At 59.7% G+C, this 21656-nt stretch carries 25 protein-coding genes and 1 tRNA gene; 17 read left to right on the top strand and 9 right to left on the bottom strand.

From position 1 onward, the window contains the following. The first annotated feature begins 63 nt into the window (after nucleotides 1-63). Together C5748_RS20870 and C5748_RS20865 are read left to right on the top strand one after the other, a co-directional pair. Nucleotides 64-747: an HAD family hydrolase gene (locus C5748_RS20870; protein WP_105743935.1), complete on the top strand. Its 684-nt coding sequence runs from the start codon at nucleotides 64-66 to the stop codon at nucleotides 745-747. 77 nt (nucleotides 748-824) lie between these two features. After that, nucleotides 825-1061, top strand: coding sequence for a hypothetical protein (locus tag C5748_RS20865; RefSeq protein ID WP_146119581.1), 237 nt, complete (start codon nucleotides 825-827; stop codon nucleotides 1059-1061). 12 nt (nucleotides 1062-1073) lie between these two features. On the opposite strand, the gene C5748_RS20860 is transcribed toward C5748_RS20865, so the two are convergent. From C5748_RS20860 to C5748_RS20840, 5 genes are all read right to left on the bottom strand, one after another. Then, complete coding sequence (locus tag C5748_RS20860) at nucleotides 1074-1574, bottom strand: DUF2165 family protein (RefSeq protein ID WP_105743931.1); 501 nt, start codon at nucleotides 1572-1574, stop codon at nucleotides 1074-1076. A gap of 153 nt (nucleotides 1575-1727) precedes the next feature. Next, on the bottom strand, nucleotides 1728-2003 hold the full coding sequence (locus C5748_RS20855; protein WP_105743929.1) for an HU family DNA-binding protein: 276 nt from the start codon (nucleotides 2001-2003) through the stop codon (nucleotides 1728-1730). 180 nt (nucleotides 2004-2183) lie between these two features. Continuing rightward, nucleotides 2184-4613 carry an endopeptidase La gene (gene lon / locus C5748_RS20850; protein ID WP_105744063.1) on the bottom strand — a complete coding sequence of 810 codons (2430 nt, stop codon included), beginning with the start codon at nucleotides 4611-4613 and terminating at the stop codon, nucleotides 2184-2186. A gap of 337 nt (nucleotides 4614-4950) precedes the next feature. Continuing rightward, nucleotides 4951-6225, bottom strand: a complete 1275-nt coding sequence (gene clpX, locus C5748_RS20845) for an ATP-dependent Clp protease ATP-binding subunit ClpX (protein WP_105743927.1) — start codon at nucleotides 6223-6225, stop codon at nucleotides 4951-4953. 362 nt (nucleotides 6226-6587) lie between these two features. Continuing rightward, nucleotides 6588-7238, bottom strand: coding sequence for an ATP-dependent Clp protease proteolytic subunit (locus C5748_RS20840; RefSeq protein ID WP_105743925.1), 651 nt, complete (start codon nucleotides 7236-7238; stop codon nucleotides 6588-6590). 373 nt (nucleotides 7239-7611) lie between these two features. On the opposite strand from C5748_RS20840, the gene C5748_RS20835 reads away from it, so the two are divergent. The 6 genes from C5748_RS20835 (at nucleotide 7612) to C5748_RS20815 (ending at nucleotide 9227) form a co-directional block, all read left to right on the top strand. Then, nucleotides 7612-7833, top strand: a complete 222-nt coding sequence (locus C5748_RS20835; RefSeq protein ID WP_105743923.1) for an acyltransferase family protein — start codon at nucleotides 7612-7614, stop codon at nucleotides 7831-7833. Between the two features lie 2 nt (nucleotides 7834-7835). Then, nucleotides 7836-8159 (top strand): acyltransferase family protein, encoded by a 324-nt coding sequence (locus tag C5748_RS20830; protein WP_105743921.1) that lies wholly within the window; start codon nucleotides 7836-7838, stop codon nucleotides 8157-8159. A 102-nt stretch (nucleotides 8160-8261) separates the two neighbouring features. Continuing rightward, a tRNA-Val gene (locus C5748_RS20825) sits at nucleotides 8262-8336 on the top strand. A gap of 104 nt (nucleotides 8337-8440) precedes the next feature. Beyond that, entirely contained in the window at nucleotides 8441-8584 is a 144-nt protein-coding gene (locus C5748_RS28630) for a hypothetical protein (protein WP_199194862.1), read from the top strand. 270 nt (nucleotides 8585-8854) lie between these two features. Then, complete coding sequence (locus tag C5748_RS28000) at nucleotides 8855-9049, top strand: hypothetical protein (protein ID WP_146119580.1); 195 nt, start codon at nucleotides 8855-8857, stop codon at nucleotides 9047-9049. Nucleotides 9050-9059: 10 nt separating this feature from the next. Then, complete coding sequence (locus tag C5748_RS20815; protein WP_199194861.1) at nucleotides 9060-9227, top strand: Ntn hydrolase family protein; 168 nt, start codon at nucleotides 9060-9062, stop codon at nucleotides 9225-9227. Nucleotides 9228-9292: 65 nt separating this feature from the next. Here the strand turns inward: C5748_RS20815 and C5748_RS20810 are convergent, their stop codons facing one another. Then, nucleotides 9293-11287 (bottom strand): L,D-transpeptidase family protein, encoded by a 1995-nt coding sequence (locus C5748_RS20810; RefSeq protein ID WP_105743917.1) that lies wholly within the window; start codon nucleotides 11285-11287, stop codon nucleotides 9293-9295. A 290-nt stretch (nucleotides 11288-11577) separates the two neighbouring features. On the opposite strand from C5748_RS20810, the gene C5748_RS20805 reads away from it, so the two are divergent. Continuing rightward, on the top strand, nucleotides 11578-13197 hold the full coding sequence (locus tag C5748_RS20805) for a fumarate hydratase (RefSeq protein ID WP_105744061.1): 1620 nt from the start codon (nucleotides 11578-11580) through the stop codon (nucleotides 13195-13197). Nucleotides 13198-13298: 101 nt separating this feature from the next. On the opposite strand, the gene C5748_RS20800 is transcribed toward C5748_RS20805, so the two are convergent. Then, nucleotides 13299-14210, bottom strand: coding sequence for an alpha/beta fold hydrolase (locus tag C5748_RS20800; RefSeq protein WP_105743915.1), 912 nt, complete (start codon nucleotides 14208-14210; stop codon nucleotides 13299-13301). A 47-nt stretch (nucleotides 14211-14257) separates the two neighbouring features. Here C5748_RS20800 and C5748_RS20795 point away from each other — a divergent pair, with 47 nt between their 5' ends. Continuing rightward, on the top strand, nucleotides 14258-14731 hold the full coding sequence (locus C5748_RS20795) for a MarR family winged helix-turn-helix transcriptional regulator (protein WP_105744059.1): 474 nt from the start codon (nucleotides 14258-14260) through the stop codon (nucleotides 14729-14731). A 60-nt stretch (nucleotides 14732-14791) separates the two neighbouring features. Here the strand turns inward: C5748_RS20795 and C5748_RS20790 are convergent, their stop codons facing one another. After that, nucleotides 14792-15403, bottom strand: a complete 612-nt coding sequence (locus tag C5748_RS20790) for a pyridoxamine 5'-phosphate oxidase family protein (RefSeq protein WP_105744057.1) — start codon at nucleotides 15401-15403, stop codon at nucleotides 14792-14794. A gap of 44 nt (nucleotides 15404-15447) precedes the next feature. Further along, a complete protein-coding gene (locus C5748_RS20785; protein ID WP_105743913.1) occupies nucleotides 15448-15807 on the bottom strand; it encodes a gamma-butyrobetaine hydroxylase family protein in 360 nt (119 codons plus the stop codon). A 164-nt stretch (nucleotides 15808-15971) separates the two neighbouring features. Between C5748_RS20785 and moaA the strand changes: the two genes are divergently transcribed. The 7 genes from moaA (at nucleotide 15972) to C5748_RS20750 (ending at nucleotide 21654) form a co-directional block, all read left to right on the top strand. Beyond that, the gene (gene moaA, locus C5748_RS20780) at nucleotides 15972-17012 is read left to right on the top strand and encodes a GTP 3',8-cyclase MoaA (RefSeq protein WP_245581902.1); all 1041 of its coding nucleotides are present in this window, start codon (nucleotides 15972-15974) and stop codon (nucleotides 17010-17012) included. 53 nt (nucleotides 17013-17065) lie between these two features. After that, a complete protein-coding gene (gene mobA, locus C5748_RS20775) occupies nucleotides 17066-17725 on the top strand; it encodes a molybdenum cofactor guanylyltransferase MobA (protein ID WP_245581897.1) in 660 nt (219 codons plus the stop codon). Between the two features lie 5 nt (nucleotides 17726-17730). Next, a complete protein-coding gene (mobB, locus tag C5748_RS20770) occupies nucleotides 17731-18237 on the top strand; it encodes a molybdopterin-guanine dinucleotide biosynthesis protein B (RefSeq protein ID WP_105743911.1) in 507 nt (168 codons plus the stop codon). A gap of 234 nt (nucleotides 18238-18471) precedes the next feature. Next, entirely contained in the window at nucleotides 18472-19278 is an 807-nt protein-coding gene (locus C5748_RS20765) for an ABC transporter substrate-binding protein (protein ID WP_105743909.1), read from the top strand. 178 nt (nucleotides 19279-19456) lie between these two features. Beyond that, nucleotides 19457-20182 carry an ABC transporter permease gene (locus C5748_RS20760; protein ID WP_105743907.1) on the top strand — a complete coding sequence of 242 codons (726 nt, stop codon included), beginning with the start codon at nucleotides 19457-19459 and terminating at the stop codon, nucleotides 20180-20182. An 86-nt stretch (nucleotides 20183-20268) separates the two neighbouring features. Next, on the top strand, nucleotides 20269-21024 hold the full coding sequence (locus C5748_RS20755) for an ABC transporter permease (RefSeq protein ID WP_425350284.1): 756 nt from the start codon (nucleotides 20269-20271) through the stop codon (nucleotides 21022-21024). Nucleotides 21025-21033: 9 nt separating this feature from the next. Further along, a complete protein-coding gene (locus C5748_RS20750; RefSeq protein WP_105743903.1) occupies nucleotides 21034-21654 on the top strand; it encodes a glutathione S-transferase family protein in 621 nt (206 codons plus the stop codon). Nucleotides 21655-21656 lie beyond the last annotated feature (2 nt).

Below are 21656 nucleotides of genomic sequence, written 5' to 3'. Positions count from 1 at the left end.
GCAAAGGAGAATGATCAGTTAGGAGTTACTGCAATTCGATCATCCTCTTATCCGGATTCATCAATGACGAAGCCCATTGTCGTGTTCGACCTCGACGGAACGCTGGTCGACACAGCGCCCGATCTCCTCGATAGCCTCAACCATTGCCTGGTCCAGTCAGGCATGGAGAAGGTCGATCCGCTGGCGCTGCGCCGTTTCGTCGGCCATGGCGGACGGGTGATGATCGAGCGTGCCTTCGAGGCGCAGAGGAAGCTCCTCTCGCCTGAACAGCTCGACGGGCTGGTCGAGCTTTTCCTGGAGCATTACGGGGCACATATGCCCGGCCGCTCACAGCTTTTTTTCGGCGCCGACGAGGCCATGGACAGGCTCGCGGCGGCTGGATACACGCTTGCCGTCTGCACCAATAAATTCGAGACGCTCTCCGTAAAGCTCCTGACCGAACTCGGCCAGGCGGACCGCTTTGCCGCGATTTGCGGCGGCGATACATTCGCCTTCCGCAAACCCGATCCGCGGCACCTCACCGAAACCATCCTCCGCGCCGGCGGCGACCCGGCCCGCGCCTTGATGATCGGTGACAGCCGGACGGATATCGACACGGCGAAGGCTGCTGGCATCCCGGTCGTGGCGGTCGATTTCGGCTATACCGATCTGCCGGTCCAGACCTTCGACCCAAGCCGTGTCATTTCGCATTTCGATGAATTGACCCCTGATATGGCGAAGGGCCTGATCATGGCGACTGCGCTGTAAGGACATGTGAACGGGCGGCGGCTGGAAAATCCAGTGGAAAGCGTTAGGCTGTTGCGATGCGGAACCGATTTATTCAGATGCTTTCCCTGGCAATCGCAGCAGGCGCGGTCAGCGCCGGCACGTCGCTGGCCGAGGAGAACAAGACGCTGCCCGGCGTGAAGCAGCCCGACGGGCTCGTCACCGCGCCGCTTCCAGAACCCGATCAGATGACTGAGCCGTCAAGGCCGAACACGTTCAGGATCGGCAACACCGATGTGACGATATCCGGCAGCGTCACCGTCGATGTCGGAACGTTCAAGCCGTCGAAACGCTAAGCCTGCCCGACGTCAGGCTTCCGCCTTGCCATCCGGCAGGCTGACGAAGATCAGGACAGCGATGATCGTGATGAAGAAGCGGAAGGCGCTTTCGATGCCGTTCCACTCATGTGACATCCACATGCCGAACCACTCCCCGCCAATCGACATGAAACCCACTTGCCAGGTCAGGAAGCCGAGGGTCAGGCCGGCGATCGCCCATTTCTTGGCCTCATTGAAGAGGATCGCGGGCGCGCCGAGCTTCGTCAGCATCGCATAGGTGCCGATCCAGCAGAGAATTGCCGTCAGCGTCTCGGCAGCAATGATGGCGATATAGCCGGCCGTATGAAGCGCGGGGTTGGTAACCGCGCGATATTTGATGGTCGAATTCGGAAAGATCGTGTCCATGGCGAAGACATGCTGGACGAATTCGTAATTCGTTCCGTAGTCGGTGATGTTTCCAAACGAAACAAGCGATGCAAAAAGAGCGATGGCCGCGACAAGCGCCACCTTCGACAATCGTGTGACCTGCATTTTCCTCTCCTGGAATTGTTTCCCCAAATTGGATCCGAAGGCGATTCCACCCTCTTCATCCCCGATGCAGGCTGCTACATCCCAGGAAAAAAGCAAGAAAAAAGCCCGGCATCGCTGCCGGGCTTTTTGATCCTGCAATGATCAACTGACGGATCAGCCGTTGACCGCGTCCTTGAGGCCTTTGCCGGCCGAGAACTTCGGCACGTTGCGGGCCGGGATCGCGACTTCCTTGCCCGTCGAAGGGTTGCGGCCCGTCGAAGCGGCACGGTGCGAAACGGAGAAAACGCCGAAGCCCGGGAGGCGGACATCGTCGCCGGATTTCAACGTTCCGGTAACCGATTCAATGACGGCATCGACGGCCGAAGCGGCGTCGGTCTTCGTCAGACCAGCCTTTTCCGCAACCGCGGCGACCAATTCGTTCTTGTTCATAGGGGCATTTCCTTTCTCTCTTTACCGGGACATACGACTCAACCGGCACGCGCGGAGTTTATTCGAATCAGTCGGCAAACCAAGCCACGCAAGTCAAAAAAGCCCGGAAATCCGGGGTTAAACACAGAAATGCCGGGCAAAATGCCCGGCATTATGGTCAATTTGATGAAGAGCCGAAGCTCAATGCGCCACGGTGGCGGCGGGATCCTCATCTGCCGCCCCCGGAACGGGCGTGGCAGGCGTTGCCGGTTCGGTCCATTCGATGGGCTCCGGCATCCGCACCAGCGCATGCTGGAGAACCTCTCCGGCACGCGACACCGGTATGATTTCAAGGCCGTTCTTCACATTGTCCGGGATCTCCACCAGATCCTTGGCGTTCTCTTCCGGGATCAGAACTGTCTTGATGCCGCCACGCAGCGCCGCGAGAAGCTTCTCCTTCAGCCCGCCGATCGGCAGCACCCTGCCCCTCAGCGTGATCTCGCCGGTCATCGCCACGTCCTTGCGGACGGGAATGCCGGTGAGGATCGAAACGATGGCCGTCACCATGGCAACGCCAGCCGACGGTCCATCCTTCGGCGTAGCGCCTTCTGGAACGTGGACGTGGATGTCGCGCTTGTCGAAAATAGGCGGCTCGATGCCGAAATCGACAGCTCTTGAGCGGACATAGGACGCCGCCGCCGAAATCGATTCCTTCATCACGTCGCGCAGATTGCCCGTCACCGTCATGCGGCCCTTGCCGGGCATCATAGCGCCTTCGATGGTCAGCAATTCGCCGCCCACTTCCGTCCAGGCAAGCCCGGTGACGACACCCAGCTGGTCCTCGCCTTCGATCTGGCCGTAGCGGAATTTCTGCACGCCCAGATAATCGGCAAGATTGGCTTCCGTAACGTTCACCGACTTCTTTTTGGTCTTCAGGATCTCGGTGACGGCCTTGCGCGCCAGCTTCATCAGCTCCCGCTCGAGATTACGCACGCCGGCTTCCCGCGTGTAATGGCGGATGATGCCGCGCAATGCGTCCTCGCTGACGGAGAACTCCTTGGGCTGCAACGCATGGTCGCGGATCGCCTTCGGCAGAAGATGCCGCTTGGAGATCTCGAGCTTCTCGTCCTCGGTGTAGCCGGCGATGCGGATGATCTCCATGCGGTCCATCAAGGGCGCAGGGATATTCAGCGTATTCGCCGTCGTCACGAACATCACGCTCGAAAGGTCATATTCGACCTCCAGATAGTGGTCCATGAACGTCGAGTTCTGCTCCGGATCAAGCACCTCCAGCAGAGCGGAGGACGGATCGCCACGGAAATCCTGACCCATCTTGTCGATCTCGTCGAGAAGGAACAGCGGGTTGGACTTCTTCGCCTTCTTCATCGACTGGATGACCTTGCCGGGCATCGAGCCGATATAGGTCCGGCGGTGGCCGCGGATCTCGGCCTCGTCACGCACGCCGCCAAGCGACATGCGGACATATTCACGGCCGGTCGCCTTGGCGATCGATCGGGCAAGCGAGGTCTTGCCGACGCCGGGAGGTCCGACGAGGCAGAGGATCGGCCCTTTGATCTTGGCCGAGCGCGCCTGCACCGCGAGATATTCGACGATGCGCTCCTTCACCTTGTCGAGGCCGTAATGCTCGACATCGAGCACCTCCTCGGCAAAGTTCAAATCCTGCTTGACCTTCGACTTCTTGCCCCACGGTATGGAGAGCAGCCAGTCGAGATAGTTGCGGACCACAGTGGCTTCCGCCGACATCGGGCTCATATTGCGCAGCTTCTTCAGCTCCGCATTGGCCTTCTCGCGCGCTTCCTTCGAGAGCTTGGTCTTGGTGATGCGCTCTTCCAGTTCGGCCACCTCGTCGCGGCCATCCTCGCCGTCGCCGAGTTCCTTCTGGATCGCCTTCATCTGCTCGTTGAGGTAATATTCGCGCTGCGTCTTCTCCATCTGGCGTTTGACACGGCTGCGGATGCGCTTTTCCACCTGAAGCACGGATATCTCGGCTTCCATGAAGGAAAGCGCCTTTTCCAGCCGCTCACGCACGGAAAGGATCGAAAGCATCTCCTGCTTTTCGGGAATCTTGATCGCCAGATGTGAGGCGACCGTATCGGCCAGCTTCGAATAATCCTCGATCTGGCTTGCGGCGCCTACAACCTCGGGAGAGATCTTCTTGTTGAGCTTCACGTAGTTCTCGAAGTCGGCGACCACCGAGCGGGCAAGCGCCTCGATCTCGACAGGATCCTCTTCCGGCTCCTCGAAGGGCGCGGCGTAGGCTTCGTGATAATCCTCACGGTCGGTGAATTTCGAGATCTTCGCACGCGCCGTACCCTCGACCAGCACCTTGACCGTGCCGTCCGGGAGCTTGAGGAGCTGCAGCACGTTGGCGATGGTGCCGATGTCATAGATGGCATCCGCGGCCGGATCGTCGTCAGCTGCGTTCTTCTGCGTCGCAAGCAATATCTGCTTGTCCACGCCCATGACTTCCTCAAGTGCGCGGATCGACTTTTCCCGTCCCACGAAAAGCGGGACGATCATATGGGGGAAGACCACGATATCGCGCAGCGGCAGAACGGCATAGAGCCCGTCATTGCCACCCGCTGAAGTCTTCTTTTCTATACCCGTCATCATCAGTCCTTTCTCAGGCCGTTTTGGCCGATTGCCACGTTTGCGCTCCCTTGAATGGTCATCGGCAAGTCACAAACATGCATCAGTGTCCATTAGTTGGCGACCCGGACGTTTCAATTCAAGCGCTAACACAGAATCGTCAAATCATCCTGCGTCGGTGCGCCCCCGAGTGCAATCTCCGCCTGGCTATCAGCCGTTCCCAGCCTTTTTATACACAGTTCCGTCTTTTCAGAAGACATCAGCGGAAACGCAGGATTTCTCATTGTCGAACACATCTCTTCACAAGAAAAAGGGCCGCTATGCGCAGCCCTTTCACATTTTGATCGCGTGAAAAGGTCTACGCCGAAGCGTTGCCTTTTTCCTCCTGCCGTTCGGCATAGATGTAGAGCGGGCGGGCACTGCCGTCCACCACATCGCCTGAAATAACCACTTCCTGCACGCCGTCGAGCGTCGGCAGGTCGAACATGGTGTCGAGGAGGATCTTTTCCATGATCGAACGCAGGCCGCGAGCACCGGTCTTGCGTTCCACCGCTTTGTTGGCGATGGCGCGCAGCGCATCCTCATGGAAAGTCAGTTCGATACTCTCCATGTCGAAGAGACGCTGATACTGCTTGACCAGCGCATTCTTCGGTTCCGACAGGATCTGCACCAGGGCATCGACATCCAGATCCTCCAGCGTTGCGATGACAGGCAACCGGCCGACGAATTCGGGGATGAGCCCGAATTTCAGCAGATCTTCCGGCTCAAGCTCGCGGAAGATTGCGCCGATGCGCCGATCATCCGCCGCCTTGACGTTGGCGCCGAAGCCGATCGACGTCTTCTCGCCGCGTGCCGAGATGATCTTGTCGAGGCCCGCAAAGGCGCCGCCGCAGATGAACAGGATATTGGTCGTATCCACCTGAAGGAATTCCTGCTGCGGATGCTTGCGCCCGCCCTGCGGCGGAACCGAGGCGACCGTGCCCTCCATGATCTTCAAGAGCGCTTGCTGCACGCCCTCGCCCGACACGTCGCGGGTGATCGATGGATTGTCCGACTTGCGGCTGATCTTGTCGACCTCGTCGATATAGACGATGCCGCGCTGGGCACGCTCGACATTGTAGTCGGCGGCCTGCAGTAGCTTGAGGATGATGTTCTCCACATCCTCGCCGACATAGCCCGCTTCCGTCAGCGTCGTCGCATCGGCCATGGTGAACGGCACGTCGATGATGCGCGCGAGCGTCTGGGCAAGATAGGTCTTGCCGCAGCCTGTCGGCCCGACGAGCAGGATGTTCGACTTGGCAAGCTCGACTTCATTGTTCTTCGTCTGGTGCGCCAACCGCTTGTAATGGTTGTGCACGGCGACGGAGAGAACCCGTTTCGCATGCCCCTGCCCGATGACGTAATCATCCAGGACAGCCATGATCTCCAGCGGCGTGGGCACACCTTCGCGTGACTTCACCATCGAGGATTTGTTTTCCTCACGGATGATGTCCATGCAAAGCTCGACACACTCGTCACAGATGAAGACGGTCGGGCCGGCAATCAGCTTGCGGACCTCGTGCTGGCTTTTCCCGCAAAACGAGCAATAGAGCGTATTCTTGGAATCGCCACCATTGTTGCTGACTTTGCTCATTGCAGTTTCCTTTCACTACCGGCTGCATCGTCCTTTCGACAATGCCGCCGTAAATCTCGTTGCCCTTCCGACGTCCCGACCGAAGACGACGAACGACCTGAACAACCCTTTGGAACCCACCTTTTCAGAACCATTGTCACGAAACAAACACAAAACCAGCGACGCGGCAACGATTTCAGTGCATTCTTCGAGGTCAGGCTCCGAGGTTAGGCCCATGAAGACCAATATACGCTTAACGTAGCGACTGTTGCGGCACGCACAAGCCCGAAGCAGGGCTGTTTTGTGGCACAAAAGTCGCACCCCCGGTGCGAAGAGCGCATCGGAGAGGCGATATCGGCTTCAACCGGATAGCCCGGAACGGCTTATTTCGGTCCGCCTTCGACTTTCGGGGGGGTGCCTTCGATCAGCTCGCGTGATTCGATGACGCCATCGATCAGGCCGAAATCCTTCGATTCCTCCGCCGTCATGAAGTGATCGCGGTCCAGTGTGCGCTCGATCGTTTCATAATCACGACCGGTATGCTTCACATAGATCTCGTTGAGGCGGCGCTTCAGCTTGATGATGTCCTGCGCGTGGCGCTCGATGTCCGAAGCCTGGCCCTGGAACCCGCCGGACGGCTGATGCAGCATGATGCGCGCGTTGGGCAATGCATAACGCATGCCGGTGGCGCCGGCGGTCAGCAGAAGCGAGCCCATGGAAGCCGCCTGCCCCATGCAGAGCGTGGAAACCGGCGGGCGGATGAACTGCATCGTATCATAGACCGACATGCCGGAAGACACGACGCCGCCGGGCGAATTGATGTAAAGATTGATCTCTTTCTTCGGGTTTTCCGCCTCGAGGAACAAAAGCTGCGCGCAAATCAGCGACGCCATGCCGTCCTCGATCGGCCCAGTGATGAAGATGATGCGCTCTTTGAGGAGACGCGAAAAAATATCATAGGCCCGCTCGCCGCGATTGGTCTGCTCGACGACCATCGGCACGAGGTTCATGGCTGTTTCGATCGGATCTCTCATTTGGGCCTCTAAAATCTGGAGATTGAATTTCAAATTCGCGGGCAGCCGGTGCCCCCATTTTAGGATTCGTGATTGTTCCATACATAAGGTGAGGCCACCCCGTTTCGCAAGATGGAGAAACTCGAACTGCCCACTCCGTCATCCTCGCCCCAACTTCGTCATCCTCGGGCTTGTCCCGAGGATCTGCCGACGTCACCGGCTTACATCCAGTCCCACCAGAAAATTGCACGGGCAGTAGATCCTCGCCACAAGGGCGAGGATGACGGAGGGGTAAGTGCGACGAACACACGCCAAGCGCCCAGCACCGCATTTTTTGGTTGACCCGCTTTTGCTGCGATGCGGTACTGCTGCAGTGCAGCAAAAGAATGGTCTCATGAACAGAATTGATGAGTTGGAAGGCTTGCGCGGACTTCTTGCGGTCTGGGTGGTCGTCGTCCACCTTCTCCCGGCGGCAGGAATCGAATCCCATTCGTTCGGCATATTCGCGCCGCTCTTCGGCGAACTCATCCGTGTGCAGATCTTCTGCATCATGAGCGGATTTGTCATTTTCATGATGATGGCCAAGCTGCAGGAGAGTTCTACGGATCGGCTCTGATCGTGCGCGACCAGAACCGTCCCGCCGGTTACGTCGCGAGCTTCCTTCAGCATCCCATCATGCTTTCGCTGGGAGCGATTTCATATTCTCTCTATCTGCTGCATATGATCCCGCTTTATTTCTGGATGTATGTCATCAATGGCTTTCACCTCGACCAGACATCCTACGCTATCCTGCTGGCAACACTGACATTCGCAACGGCGATACCGCTGTCCTTGCTGTGCAACAGATATGTCGAAAGCGCCTTCTATAAATCGAGGACGCATAGGGTGAGCACGGCGCCCGCCGCCACTACTCTCGATACGCCGTCGAATATCTCGCATTAGCCCCAAGGCAGGGACAAAGGAGCGCTTGACGGACCATGCTCTCCCACGTATATCCGCCGCACTTCCAGCGACTTGGCAGCCATCTGGCAGCCAGCCATGGACGGGCGCGTAGCTCAGCGGGAGAGCACTCCCTTCACACGGGAGGGGTCACAGGTTCAATCCCTGTCGCGCCCACCATTCAATTCGCACAAAAGCAGACAAAAAGCCGCGCATTTTGCCTGCCAAATTTGCTGGAACTCTTCCTCCGGCAACCCGTTGACCTCTCGAAAAGAGAGGTCCGCATGGCCAAGGAAATCAAAAACGAAAAGGCGAAGCAGGGACGATGGGGCACCCCGGTCCTCGCCATCCTGGTCGTTTCTCTGGTGCTGGCATTTATAGTCTGGGGAATCCTCGAGATTTACGGCCAGCTTATCGCGCCATCCTGATCGCCTAACCGGGAAAACCGGAAATAGGGGCTCCATTTCCCCGCAGCCTGCCGGGTTTGCTGCAGTCGAAATGAACCATATAGCCGGCGGCAATCGCGTGCCGTGCGATCAAAGTCTCCAGTTCACCATCCGAAAGCACGCATTCCGGTAATTTCCGGCGAATGAATTGTATGACCCGGACGACAGAAACCGCCTGCCGTTTTGTGGGGATGCCGAAAAACAGATAGGTGCGGATCGCAACCGTGAGATCATCCGGCGAGCAGCTCAGGGATGGCCGGCTTTTTCCTGGAACTGCTGCTGGAGGCTGCTGTTGGTCAACATGCATGTCTTCCTCCTAAAAATGTTGGCCGCATAGCCGCGATCGCGGATGTGGCGAGACAATCACCAACTGTGAAACGCAAGCGTAATGCAAATGCGGCGGGTGATCTATTGGGGACGCTGTCACCAATAAAAGTCACATTTTAATGGCGCAAATTTGTCCATCGGCCTGCCGCTCGACATGCGGTTCTACGAGGCTGACCCGCTCAAGATGGGTCTTCACAAGCGCATCGACCGCACCGATCCCTATTATGCGGCGATTTCCGACGGCTGGTCGGAAGCCCTGAAGCTCGCCTTCCAGAGCCTGCCGCCGTTCGAGCCGTAGAGCGTTTCAGTACCCCTCACCCGACCGCGCGAAACGCGGTCGGGTGAGGGGTATTCAGCGCTACATCAGCTATTCGCAAGTCGCGACGTACGCGTCTTTTCCATCGCCTTGGCGAGATGCGCATCACGCTCATAGACATCGTCATAATAGCGGATCTTGCCGGTCGCGGCGTCCGGCCAGGCGGTGAAATAGGCGATATAGACCGGAATCCGCTCCGGCACTTTCACGCCGCGCTCGTTCTTCCCGAAATATTTCGTCAGGCTTTCCACCGGCACGTCGAGAACAGCAGCGGCCATGTCGCGCGGGCGCTCCAGGCGAATGCAACCATGGCTCAGCGCCCGCATATCCCGTTTGAAATAGGATTTCGCCGGCGTGTCGTGCATGTAGATGGCATGGCTGTTGGGAAACAGGATTTTCAGTTCGCCCAGCGCATTGCTGGGGCTCGGGATCTGGCGGATGCCGACCCCGCCGCCGTCAGCGGCAACCCGCGACCAGTTGACCGAACGTGAGGGAACGCGCTTGCCGCCGCTTGTATAGACCTCATAGCCGTTGCGCTCGAGATAGCCGGGATCGCGCAGGATGCGCGGCATCATCTCGTTGAGGATGATCGACCGCGGCACGCCCCATGACGGATTGAACACCACCGTCTGGATCTTGTCGTAGAAGAAATAGGTCTGATGCCGCGGTGATCCGACCACGACATTCATGGCGAGCTTTTCTTGGCCCTGTGCGAAATATTGCGCCTGATAGGCAGGCTGGTTGACGAAGACGTAGCGCCTGCCGAAATCACGCGGCAGCCAGCGCAGGCGCTCCATCGCATAGAGGATGCGGTCGCGCTTCACCGCCACCGATTCACCCTGCAGCGTGGCGATCGTGTTGCGCCCGATGACGCCGTCGGGCGCCTTGCCGGCTTGCCTCTGGTAATCCTTGATCGCCGCGACCAGCGCCGCATCGTAAACGGTGCCCCCCTCATGCTCCGTGAGGACCGTCTGATACTTTTCCAGATAATCGGCAGGCGCCTTCTTGAGGATCAGCGCCACCACATTGGCGATCTCCGGGCTCTCGTCTCCGGGGTGGATCAACGTATCGGGCGCGATGCGCACCTGCACATTGTTCTCCTGGCCTTCTATCTCGGCGAGGCTTTTCTTCAGGTCCGCATACCATTTGCTCTGCGGATGGAAGGACGCGAGATAGGCGGACGGATTATCGGAAGCAGCCAGTTTCTCCAGCACCTCGCGCGGCTTCACGCGGTTTCTCGGCAGATCGTGCAACTCACTCAGCCGGTTGGCCGCAATGCGCCCCTCGCCCGCGTCAATGGCATAGCGCAGCGCCCGCGCCGTCAGGAAGATCTCGAAATCGGCGAGCTTTTGCAGGCGATCCTGCTCATCGGCCTTGTCGAAACTATCAGCCGGGATGATGACGGCATATTCTTCCGGGTCCAGAGCTTCCTCGCCCGCCCTGGCGAAGAGGGCGGCCACATCCTTGGCTTGCGGCGCGACATCGAGGCCTGCCGACCAGAGGAATTTCTGATGCGTGGAGTAGAAATCGACGATGGCGTCGGCGATTTCCTTTTTGGCGTGCACATCGGTCGTCTTCAGATGTTCGATGGCTGCGGCGAACACATTCGTCTCGTTCGAAGATGATGCCTTTTGCGGCAGGGGTGGCATGCCCGATGTGATCGCATCCACCTGCGGCCGATCCGTGCCCCCTTCGGTGGCCGACGTCATCTGCATGTCGAGTTTGGAGAAGTCGACGCGAACCAGCGTATCCGGCTTATAATCGTAAACCTGCGGCCCTTTCACGATCACACGCTTGATCGTGGCGGCCGGTTGGCGGGCTGCGGCCCGCGGCTGCGCCGGAGCGGCGGCCCGCGGGGCGCGGGGCGCCCGGGCGGCAGCGGGTGGCGGAGCGGCCTCGGCCGGCGGCTGGCTCTTTTGCCGGAAGAGTTCCAGAAGCGTATTGGCCGCCATCGCGTCGGTTGTGGTCAGCGCGGTTGAAACCGCAAGCACGGCGCTTATTGCAGCTATGGCCAGAGCTTTGTTTCTCGAAGGAAAATTCATGACGTCCGCCCAATAATTTCTTGTCGCGACTGATGAGGATCGCTGCACGCGATTCCGTCGGAAGCCCCACATTTGTGAAATGTCGTATAGATTCTTTTAACGGCGAAGCTTTCTTTGCTGGTCTGCGCCCGCCTCCATTCACATTCGCTTGAAGCGTGACTTTTCTGCATCCCCTTCCAAGTGCACACCGCGCAATCTGCCGCAGTGGATTTCGCCGCACTCCGCGATAAAAGCGCCTCATCTTAGCCGTCCGTTATCGGGCGCACGAATGATGCAAACGGGGTATGCAAATGGCAGACGCGATCACCGCCGATCTTTTTCCTCTGGGCCCGGACGAAACGCCCTACCGCAAGCTCTCCGCCGACCATGTTTCGCTCGACAGCTTCAAGGGGCAGGAAATCCTCAGCGTCGATACTGAAGGCCTGCGGCTTCTCGCCGAAGCGGCCTTTGCCGATATCAACCATCTTCTGCGTCCCGGCCACCTGCAGCAGCTCGCGAAAATCCTCGACGATCCTGAAGCGACCGACAATGACCGCTTCGTCGCCTACGATCTCCTGAAGAACGCCAATATCGCCGCCGGCGGCATCCTGCCGATGTGCCAGGACACCGGCACCGCGATCATTAGCGCCAAGAAGGGTCGCCGCGTCTGGACCGAAGGCGGCGATGCGGAAGCGCTGGGCGCCGGCGTGCTCGATGCCTACGAGAAGAAGAACCTGCGCTATTCGCAGCTGGCGCCGCTCTCGATGTTCGAGGAAGAGAATACCAGCAACAATCTCCCCGCCCAGATCGACATCTACTGGGAAGGCGAGGACGCCTATAAATTCCTGTTCGTCGCCAAGGGCGGCGGCTCGGCCAACAAGACCTTCCTCTATCAGGGCACGCCCTCGCTCTTGAGCCATGACCGGATGCTGGATTTCCTCAAGGAAAAGATCCTCACGCTGGGCACATCTGCCTGCCCGCCCTATCATCTGGCCGTGGTGATCGGCGGCACGTCGGCCGAGATGAACTTGAAGACGGTCAAGCTCGCCTCGACGCGCTATCTCGACGGCCTGCCCACCAAAGGCTCGGAAAACGGCCATGCCTTCCGCGATCTGGAAATGGAGGCTGAAATCCACAAGCTGACGCAATCGCTGGGCGTCGGCGCGCAGTTCGGCGGCAAATATTTCTGCCATGACGTGCGCGTCATCCGTCTGCCGCGCCACGGCGCATCGCTGCCGATCGGCCTCGGCGTCTCCTGTTCCGCCGACCGTCAGGCCAAGGGCAAGATCACCAAGGACGGTATATTCCTCGAACAGCTCGAGACCAACCCGGCAAAGTACATGCCCGACATCGACGAGGAAAAGCTGTCCTCGCATGTCGTGCGCATCGATCTCAACCAGCCGATGAATCAGATTCTGAGCGAACTTTCGAAACACCCTGTAAAGACTCGCCTTTCGCTCTCAGGCTCCATCATCGTCGCCCGTGATCTGGCGCATGCGAAGATTCGCGAGCGGCTCGAACGCGGCGAGCCTATGCCGGATTATTTCAAGAACCACCCGATCTATTACGCCGGCCCGGCCAAGACGCCCGCCGGCTATGCCTCGGGCTCCTTCGGCCCGACCACGGCCGGCCGCATGGATTCCTATGTCGATCAGTTCCAGTCCTTCGGCGGCTCGATGGTGATGCTCGCCAAGGGCAACCGCTCGCGCCAGGTGCGCGAAGCCTGCGGCCGGCATGGCGGCTTCTATCTCGGTTCCATCGGCGGCCCCGCCGCCCGCCTGGCGCAGGACTGCATCAAAAAGGTCGAGGTGGTGGAATATCCAGAACTCGGCATGGAAGCGATCTGGCGCATCGAGGTCGAGGACTTCCCCGCCTTCATCGTCATCGACGACAAGGGCAACGACTTCTTCAAGGAGCTCAATCTGGGGTGAATGGCGCCGCCTTTCCTTCTCCCCTTGGGGGAGAAGGTGGCCGAGTGTAAGCGAGGTCGGATGAAGGGTGGGAGCAAGCCGTCTCGATGGCCCTTATCTTCTCAAGCCGCCTTCTCCATCGCGCGTCCCGTCGTCACGAACCGCGCCACCCGCGCGGCCACATCGCGGCTTGCGATGATCCGCCGGTGGCCAAGCCCGTCGGCCCAGTGCAGCGTGACATGCGATCCGGCCTTGGCTTTGGCCTCGGCGGATTTCGCCGACACTTCCTTGTCGTCGCGAGCATGGATCACCAGCGCCGGAATCGTGAGGCGGCGCAGAAGCTGGTCCGTGTCGAAGGCGGGGAGCGGCTGACAGGCGAGCCGCAGCACTTCGTCGTCCATGGCGTCACGCACATCGTGCCTGAGCCTCACCATCCTGCCGAAACCATCGAAGACTTCGGTCATCGAGTGCGGAGCGGCGATCGTGACAATCTTTTCCGGTGTGCGGGCCGGATAACACGGGACCGTACCCGCCGCCGCATTGATGATGACGGCGCCCCCGAAGGAATGGCCGATCATCGCATGGAAGGGCCCGTACTGACGCCAGGCCGCATCCACCGCCGCGATCGCCTGCACCATGTTGAGCGCCCTGCCCGGCGAGGCGCCATGCCCCGGAAGATCGATGGAAACGACCCTCTCACCGGCCTCCAATAACGCATCGACGATGGCAAGCATGTCGGCCGTGCACGAGCCCCAGCCATGGACGACGAGCGAAATCCGCCCCGACGGCGACGGCTTGTCCGGCTCGAAAAGATGCGAAGTGAACATGCCACGGTCGATCGCCAGATCCAGCCGCCGCGCCTTGGCGACCTTCGCCTCGGCGCGCGCCAGCTTTTCGGCATGGGACTTGGTTTTGGGCTTGCGGGCTGGCGTGCGGCAGAAAAGCTTGAATGCGGCCCGGCCCGCACGCTTTGGCGCAACTCGGCCATAGATATCGAAACCGAGACGGGTGACCTGGAAGACGAAGGGTGTCATAGTCGAAAACCCATTAAATGTTCAACCATGAACAATATTGTACAAAAATGAACAAAAAGCAAGACGTACCGAAAACGCTTCCCTGGGATAATCCGCGCTTCAAGAACTGGGTCGCGATGATGCGCGCCGAAAAGGCGGTGGTGCGCGAATTGGGCCGCGCGCTGGTGCCGCTCGATCTCAAGGTCGCGCAACTCGACGCCATGATCAATCTCTACCGCCACCCCGGCCAGTCGCAGCACGACCTCGCGCGCAGGCTTCTGGTCGGCCGCTCCAACATCACCATGCTCCTGCCGCAGCTTGAGGCGCAGGGGCTCTTGCGTCGCGAGGGCGACCTCAAGGACAAGCGCGTGCTGCGCCTCTATCTGACCGATGAGGGCGAGAAGCGGCTGATGCAGGCGCTGGAGGTCTATACGGCGCTGATCGACCGCGTCATGAACCAGTCGACGCCGGACGAATGCGACATGATGGGCGACATGATGCGGCGCATCACCGAGATGCTGAAGGAGAGCGCCGCGCGTTAATTCGTCATCCTCGCCAAACGGGCGAAGATAACGGGGATAGTCAGTTCAAGTCAGATGCCCCTACCACATCGTGGCCTTGGCCCGCTCAAACCAGGCCGCATCGTAAGCTTCGCCATCGATGGCCGTGCCGCTGGTGCGGGCCAGAATCTGGCCCGGGCTCGGCAGGCTCTTGGGGTCGACATGCTTTTCCGCATTCCACAGTTCCGAGCGATGGATCGCCCGCGCGCACTGGAAATAAATCGCTTCAACATCGATCACCATCACCGATCGTGCCGCCTTGCCCTGCACGGCAAAGGAAGCACAAAGTTCAGGATCGACCGATATCAAGGCCTGACCGTTGACGCGCAGCGTGGTTCCCGAGCCGGGCACGAGAAAGAGCAGGCCGACCCTGCCGTCGCGGATGATGTTCTTCAGCGAATCGGCGCGATTGTTGCCGTGCCGGTCCGGCATCATCAAAGTGCGTTCATCATGGATGCGGATGAACCCCGCGAGATCGCCGCGCGGCGAGCAATCGAGCCCCTCCGGCCCGGCAGTCGCCAGCGCGACGAATGGCGAAGCCGCGATGAAGGCTGCATATTCCGGGATGATGTGGTCGATTTCCTTGACGAGCGACGTTTGGCCCGGCTTACCGTAAAGCGTTTCGAGTTCCTCAACCGTTTTGATGATGGTCATACTGGCTCCCAGGACGGTTCCTGTTTTGATGGACATGGGATCGCTCACCGCTCGCGGCTGAGCCCTTTTTCCGCCAGCTCGTCCAGATAGGCCTGCCAGCGGCTTTCCTTTTCGCGACCGAGTTCGCGCAGATAGGTCCAGCTGAAAAGCCCGGTGTCGTGCCTGTCGTCGAAAATGATGCGGACGGCGTAATTGCCGATCGGCTCGACATTGAGAATGGTCACATTGATCTTTCCGGGAACGGTCACACGCTGTTCCGGCGAATGCCCCTGCACTTCCGCCGACGGCGACAAGACGCGCAGCATCTCGGCGGGAAGCGCATAAACCTCGCCATCGTCGAAACTTACCGTCAGCGTCTTGCGGTCTGGCGAGACGCGCAATTCCCTGGGCCAGACATCAGCCATGGCGTTCTCCTGTTCCTGCCCTGCTTTCGCATTATGATGGACGGAGTGATAGGCGGATTGTGCTTGAGCGGCAAGCCGTTCCCTGCCCCATTGCCGTCCTTGTGACTGGACACGTCCCCGCCGACATCTTATCTCTGTTCCAAGAGGAGCTATTCTTGGACGAGATGACACTGACAGATATGGCAGACCAGAGTGCCCTGCAGAGCGAACCGCCGATGATCGATCCCTTCGGCCGGGCGATCACCTATCTGCGCGTATCGGTGACGGACCGCTGCGATTTCCGCTGCACCTATTGCATGGCGGAAAACATGACGTTCCTGCCGAAGAAGGATTTGCTGTCGCTCGAAGAACTCGACCGTCTCTGCACCGTCTTCATCGAAAAGGGCGTGCGCAAATTGCGGTTGACCGGCGGCGAGCCGCTCGTCCGCAAGAACATCATGCATCTCATCCGCGAGCTCTCCCGCCATCTCCGCTCCGGCGCGCTCGAAGAACTGACGCTGACCACCAACGGCTCGCAGCTTGCGCGCCATGCGGCCGAACTGGCCGAATGCGGCGTCAAGCGCATCAATGTCTCGCTCGACACGCTGGATGCCGAAAAATTCCGCGCCATCACCCGCTGGGGCGAGATCGGCCGCGTCATCGAGGGCATCGGTGCGGCACAGGCCGTCGGGATCAAGGTCAAGCTCAACGCGGTCGCGCTCAAGGGCTTCAACGAGCACGAAATCCCTGAAATGATCCGCTGGGCGCATGGCCGCGGCATCGATATGACGCTGATCGAGACCATGCCGATGGGCGAGATCGACCTCGACCGCACCGATCAGTACCTGCCTCTTTCCATGCTGCGCGCGTCGCTGGCGCGGGAATTCACCATGACCGACATCCCCTACAAGACCGGCGGTCCCGCCCGCTATGTCGAGCTGGGCGAAACCGGCGGCAGGCTCGGCTTCATCACGCCGATGACCCATAATTTCTGCGAAAGCTGCAATCGCGTGCGCATCACCTGCACCGGCACGCTCTTCATGTGCCTTGGCCAGGAGGATGCTGCCGATCTGCGCGCGCCGCTGCGTGCCTCGGAAGGCAACGTCCTTCTTTCCGACGCTATCGACGAGGCTATCGGCCGCAAGCCCAAGGGGCATGATTTCGTCATCGACCGCCGCCACAACCGCCCTGCCGTGTCACGCCATATGAGCGTCACCGGCGGCTGATCGCGGCCCTCCGGACAAAGCCGCGACCATAGTGAAGACGGGATAAGATGGCGATGATGGAGAACGCCTCTCGCAAGCCGCTGGGTGTGATCCTCGCCGGAGGACGCGCGCAGCGCATGGGCGGCGGCGACAAGGGCCTCATACCGCTGGGCGGCAGACCGCTTATCGCGCATGTCATCGAGAGGCTGCGTCCGCAAACCCCGCTTTTGATCATCAACGCCAATGGCGATCCCGCACGCTTCGCACCATTCGGCCTGCCCGTCGTGGAAGATTTTATCGCAGGCCACCAGGGCCCGCTCGCCGGGCTGCAGGCAGCGATGCATTATGCCAGTCGAATGGACGATGCCTCAAGGCCGAGCCATATCGTGACGGTCGCCGCCGATACGCCTTTCTTTCCCGCCGATCTCGTCGCCCGCCTCACCGCCGCCTCCCGACAGGAAGAAAAAGCCGACATCGCGCTGGCGGCATCAGGCGGCAACATACACCCGGTTTTCGGGCTTTGGCCCGTTACGCTCGAACAGGATCTCACCCCCTGGCTCGCCAGCGGCGAAAAACCGAAGGTCAGCGCCTGGGCAATGCGGCATGGTGTTGCCGAAACGCATTTCGATCCGTTGAAGACGGCGGACGGGCTGACCGTCGATCCTTTCTTCAACATCAATACGAGAGCAGACCTTGCGGAGGCCGAGGCATTGCTGACAAAACTGCGCTCATGAACACTATGCACAAACGGATTTTCGGCATCACCGGCTGGAAGAACTCCGGCAAGACGACCCTGACCGTTCGCGTCGTCGAGGAACTGACGCGCCGCGGCTGGCGCGTCTCCACCATCAAGCACGCGCATCACGATTTCGACATCGACCGCGAAGGCACCGACTCCTTTCGCCACCGCAAGGCCGGTGCCGGCGAAGTCGCCATCGTCTCGGATCGGCGCTGGGCCCTGATGCACGAATTGCAGGGCGAAACCGAGCCGCCGCTTGGCGAGATCGTCGAGCGACTTGCCCCCTGCGACCTGATCATCGTCGAGGGCTACAAACGCGAACCTCACCAGAAGATCGAGACGCGCAGAACCGAGGGCCGCAAGGGCGATCGGCTTTCGGCAAGCGATCCGAATATCGTCGCCGTCGCCAGCGATTATCCGGTCACAGATGAAACCGTCCCGGTTTTCGATCTCGATGACGTCGCGCGAATCGCCGACTTCATCGAGATGCAAAGCGGCCTGCGCTGATACCCCATTTTTCGGAAAGCTGCCCGATGCGCGGCCATCGCGCAATAAAATTGCGACGATTTGCCGTGCCGTTGGCATTCTAACCCCTGTGCAATAGCTCGCTATTACCTGTTGCTTTTACAATGGAAATGATGGGAATATTCCCGCCCAGGTGCGGTAACAGCCGCGACCCTGCCCTGAAGGCTGAACCAAAAAAAGACGGGGAACAGCCGGGCACTAACAGAGAGGTATGACATGCGTATCATGAAGCGTTTCGCTCTTGCAGCGTCCGCAGCCGCCATTGCTTTGACGATGGGTTCAGTTGCGATGGATAACGCCCAAGCCCAGGAAAAACTGAAACTGACCATCGCCTCCGAAGGCGCTTACCCGCCCTTCAACACGCTGACGCCCGATGGCAAGCTCGAAGGATTCGACGTCGATATCGCCAAGGCGCTCTGCGCGGAAATGGATGCGGAATGCACCTTCGTCGCCCAGGAATGGGACGGCGCCATCCCCGCGCTGCAGGCAGGCAAGTTCGATGCCTACATCGCATCGATGTCGATCACCGATGAACGCAAGAAGCAGGTCGACTTCTCAAACAAGTACTATAACACGCCTCCCGGCATCGCCGCGCCGAAGGACACCGACATCAAGGGCGTGACCAAGGAAGACCTGGCGGGCAAGACCATCGGCGTGCAGGGCTCGACCACCCACGCCAACTATTCGGAAAAGACCTACACCGACAGCGAGATCAAATCCTATCCGACCGCCGATGAATATCGCCTCGACCTCGCCAATGGCCGCCTCGATGCCGTCAATGACGATAGCGTCACGCTCATGGAATGGCTGAAGACGTCAGATGGCGCCTGCTGCAAGATGGTCGGCACCTTCGCGCCGGTTCTGGAAATCCACGGCCCGGGCGCTGGCGTCGCCATCAAGAAGGGACGGCCCGAACTGGTGGAGAAATTCAACAAGGCGATTGCCGCCATTCGCGCCAACGGCAAATACAAGGAAATCAACGACAAATACTTCGATTTCGACGCTTATGGCGGTGAGAGCTGATCGGCCGACATTTGCCGCGGACATCTAAATGAACGGAGAGCGGCGGAAATGACTTCCGCCGCTCTCCAAAAGATTCAATGATTTGCAACGTCCTTTGCGCGTCTTTAGGGCACAACACAAGAACACTGCAGCGGCGTCCGGACCAGGCTTTCGGCGACCCCGAAGAGGGAACAGGTGGATGGAGCATTATGCAGCGCTTCTGAGCTTCGGCGAAGGAGGCTGGGGAAAGAGCATCGCCAGCGGTGTGCTCGTCACCGTGTCGCTGGCGCTGGCGACCTTGCCTTTCGGCCTGCTGATCGGATTCTTCGTTGCCCTGGGAAAGCAATCCAAGGAACCGTCCCTGAGGCTCGCCGCCAATATCTACACCACGATCTTTCGCGGACTGCCTGAACTGCTGACGATCTTCCTCATCTATTTCGGCGCGCAGATCGGTTTCCAAAAGGCCGTCGCGATACTCGGCATCGATGCCCGGATCGAAATCAATTCCTTCACCGCAGGCATGCTGGCGCTGGGCGTCGTCTTTTCCTCCTATGCGAGCGAGGTATTCCTGTCGGCTTTCCGCGCCATTCCCATAGGGCAATATGAAGGGGCCTATGCGGTCGGTCTTTCCAATGGCCTGACCATGCGAAAGATCATCCTGCCGCAACTGGTCCGCATTGCGCTGCCGGGTCTCGCCAATCTCTGGATGGTTCTCCTCAAGGATACATCGCTCATATCCGTCATCGGCATTGCCGATATATTGCGCCAGACAGGCGTTGCGGCGCGCGTGACCAAGGAAGCCTTTCTGTTCTTCGGCACGGCCTGTCTGCTCTACCTGATCCTCGCCATCATCTCGTCCTTCTTCATCAACCGCATCGAGGACTGGGCGCATCAAAGCCAGGATAGAGTGAGGGCGCGCGTCTGATGACAAGCGGAAACACCACCGCGGCTCCCGCCAACCAGGCTGTCCTGGCCCCGCCCGCGCTTCCCCGCCCGTGGACGCGTGCGCGCATGGCGGGCTATGCCATCGTCGGCCTCTGGCTGCTGCTCTTCGCCGGCCTCGCCATTTATCTCTACAATGCCTGGAGGATCGACCTCGTCGAGACCTATGGTCCGAAATACTGGTCCGGCTTGAAGACCACGCTTGCCCTGGTCGCCATCGCCACCGTGCTGGGTGCAGCCCTTTCGGTGCCGGTCGCGGCGAGCCGGATGTCGAAGAACCGGATCATCGGCGCATTCGCCTATGCCTATGTCTATTTCTTCCGGGGCACGCCGCTTCTCGCCCAGACCTTTCTGATCTATTACGGCCTGGGCTCGTTCCGTCCGTTCCTTCAGGAATGGGGATTGTGGTTTTTCTTCCGCGACGCCTGGAATTGCGCGATCCTCGCCTTCACGCTCAATACCGCCGCCTATCAGGCGGAAATCCTGCGCGGCGCTATCGACAGCGTACCCACCGGCCAATGGGAGGGCGCCACCGCGCTCGGACTGCCCCGCTGGATCATTTTCCGCAAGGTGGTCCTGCCGCAGGCGTTGATCGTCGCACTTCGCCCCTACGGCAACGAGATCATCCTGCTGCTCAAGGGCTCGGCCATCGTCGCCATCATCACCGTCTATGATTTGATGGGCGAGACGCGCCGCGCCTATTCCAGAACATTTGATTTCCAGACCTATCTCTGGGCTGCGGTTATCTACCTCATCCTCGTTGAGCTGCTGCGTAATCTATGGGACTGGATAGAACGACGTATCACACGCCATCTCGTACGATAGGGAAAAAACATGCTGAAAATCTGGGGCAGATCCAACTCGACCAATGTCAAGAAGGCGCTTTGGGCCGCGGCCGAACTCGGCCTCGACTATGAACATGTCATGGCCGGCGGCGCACATGGTGTCGTCGATACGCCCGAGTACCGCGCGCTCAACCCCAATGGCCTCGTTCCGGTGATCGAGGATGATGGCTTCGTTCTCTGGGAATCGAACGCGATCGTCCGCTATCTCGCCGCGAAATACGGCGCGGACATGCTGTGGATCGATGACGCGGCCAAGCGCGCGGATGCGGAAAAATGGATGGATTGGGCGAGCACCACCGTTATCGGCCCCTTCACCGACATCATCTGGCACACGGTCCGGCTGCCCGAGGACAAGCGCGATCCGGCCATCCAGGCGCGCGGCGTTGCCGCCTTCGCCAAGGCTCTCGAAATTCCCGAAAAGGTGCTCTCCGGCCAGCCATGGCTTTCAGGCACCGAGTTCGGCATCGGCGACATACCGCTCGGCGTCTTCGTCTATGCCTGGATGGAGCTTCCGCTCGATCGTCCGGACCTGCCCCACATCGCGGCATGGTACGAGCGGCTCAAGGAGCGCCCTGCATACGCCAAGAGCGTGATGACGCCGCTGACGTAAGC

The organism is Phyllobacterium phragmitis, from assembly GCF_002980495.1.
Taxonomy (GTDB): domain Bacteria; phylum Pseudomonadota; class Alphaproteobacteria; order Rhizobiales; family Rhizobiaceae; genus Paramesorhizobium; species Paramesorhizobium phragmitis.
This window is presented reverse-complemented; position numbering and strand designations above follow the sequence as displayed.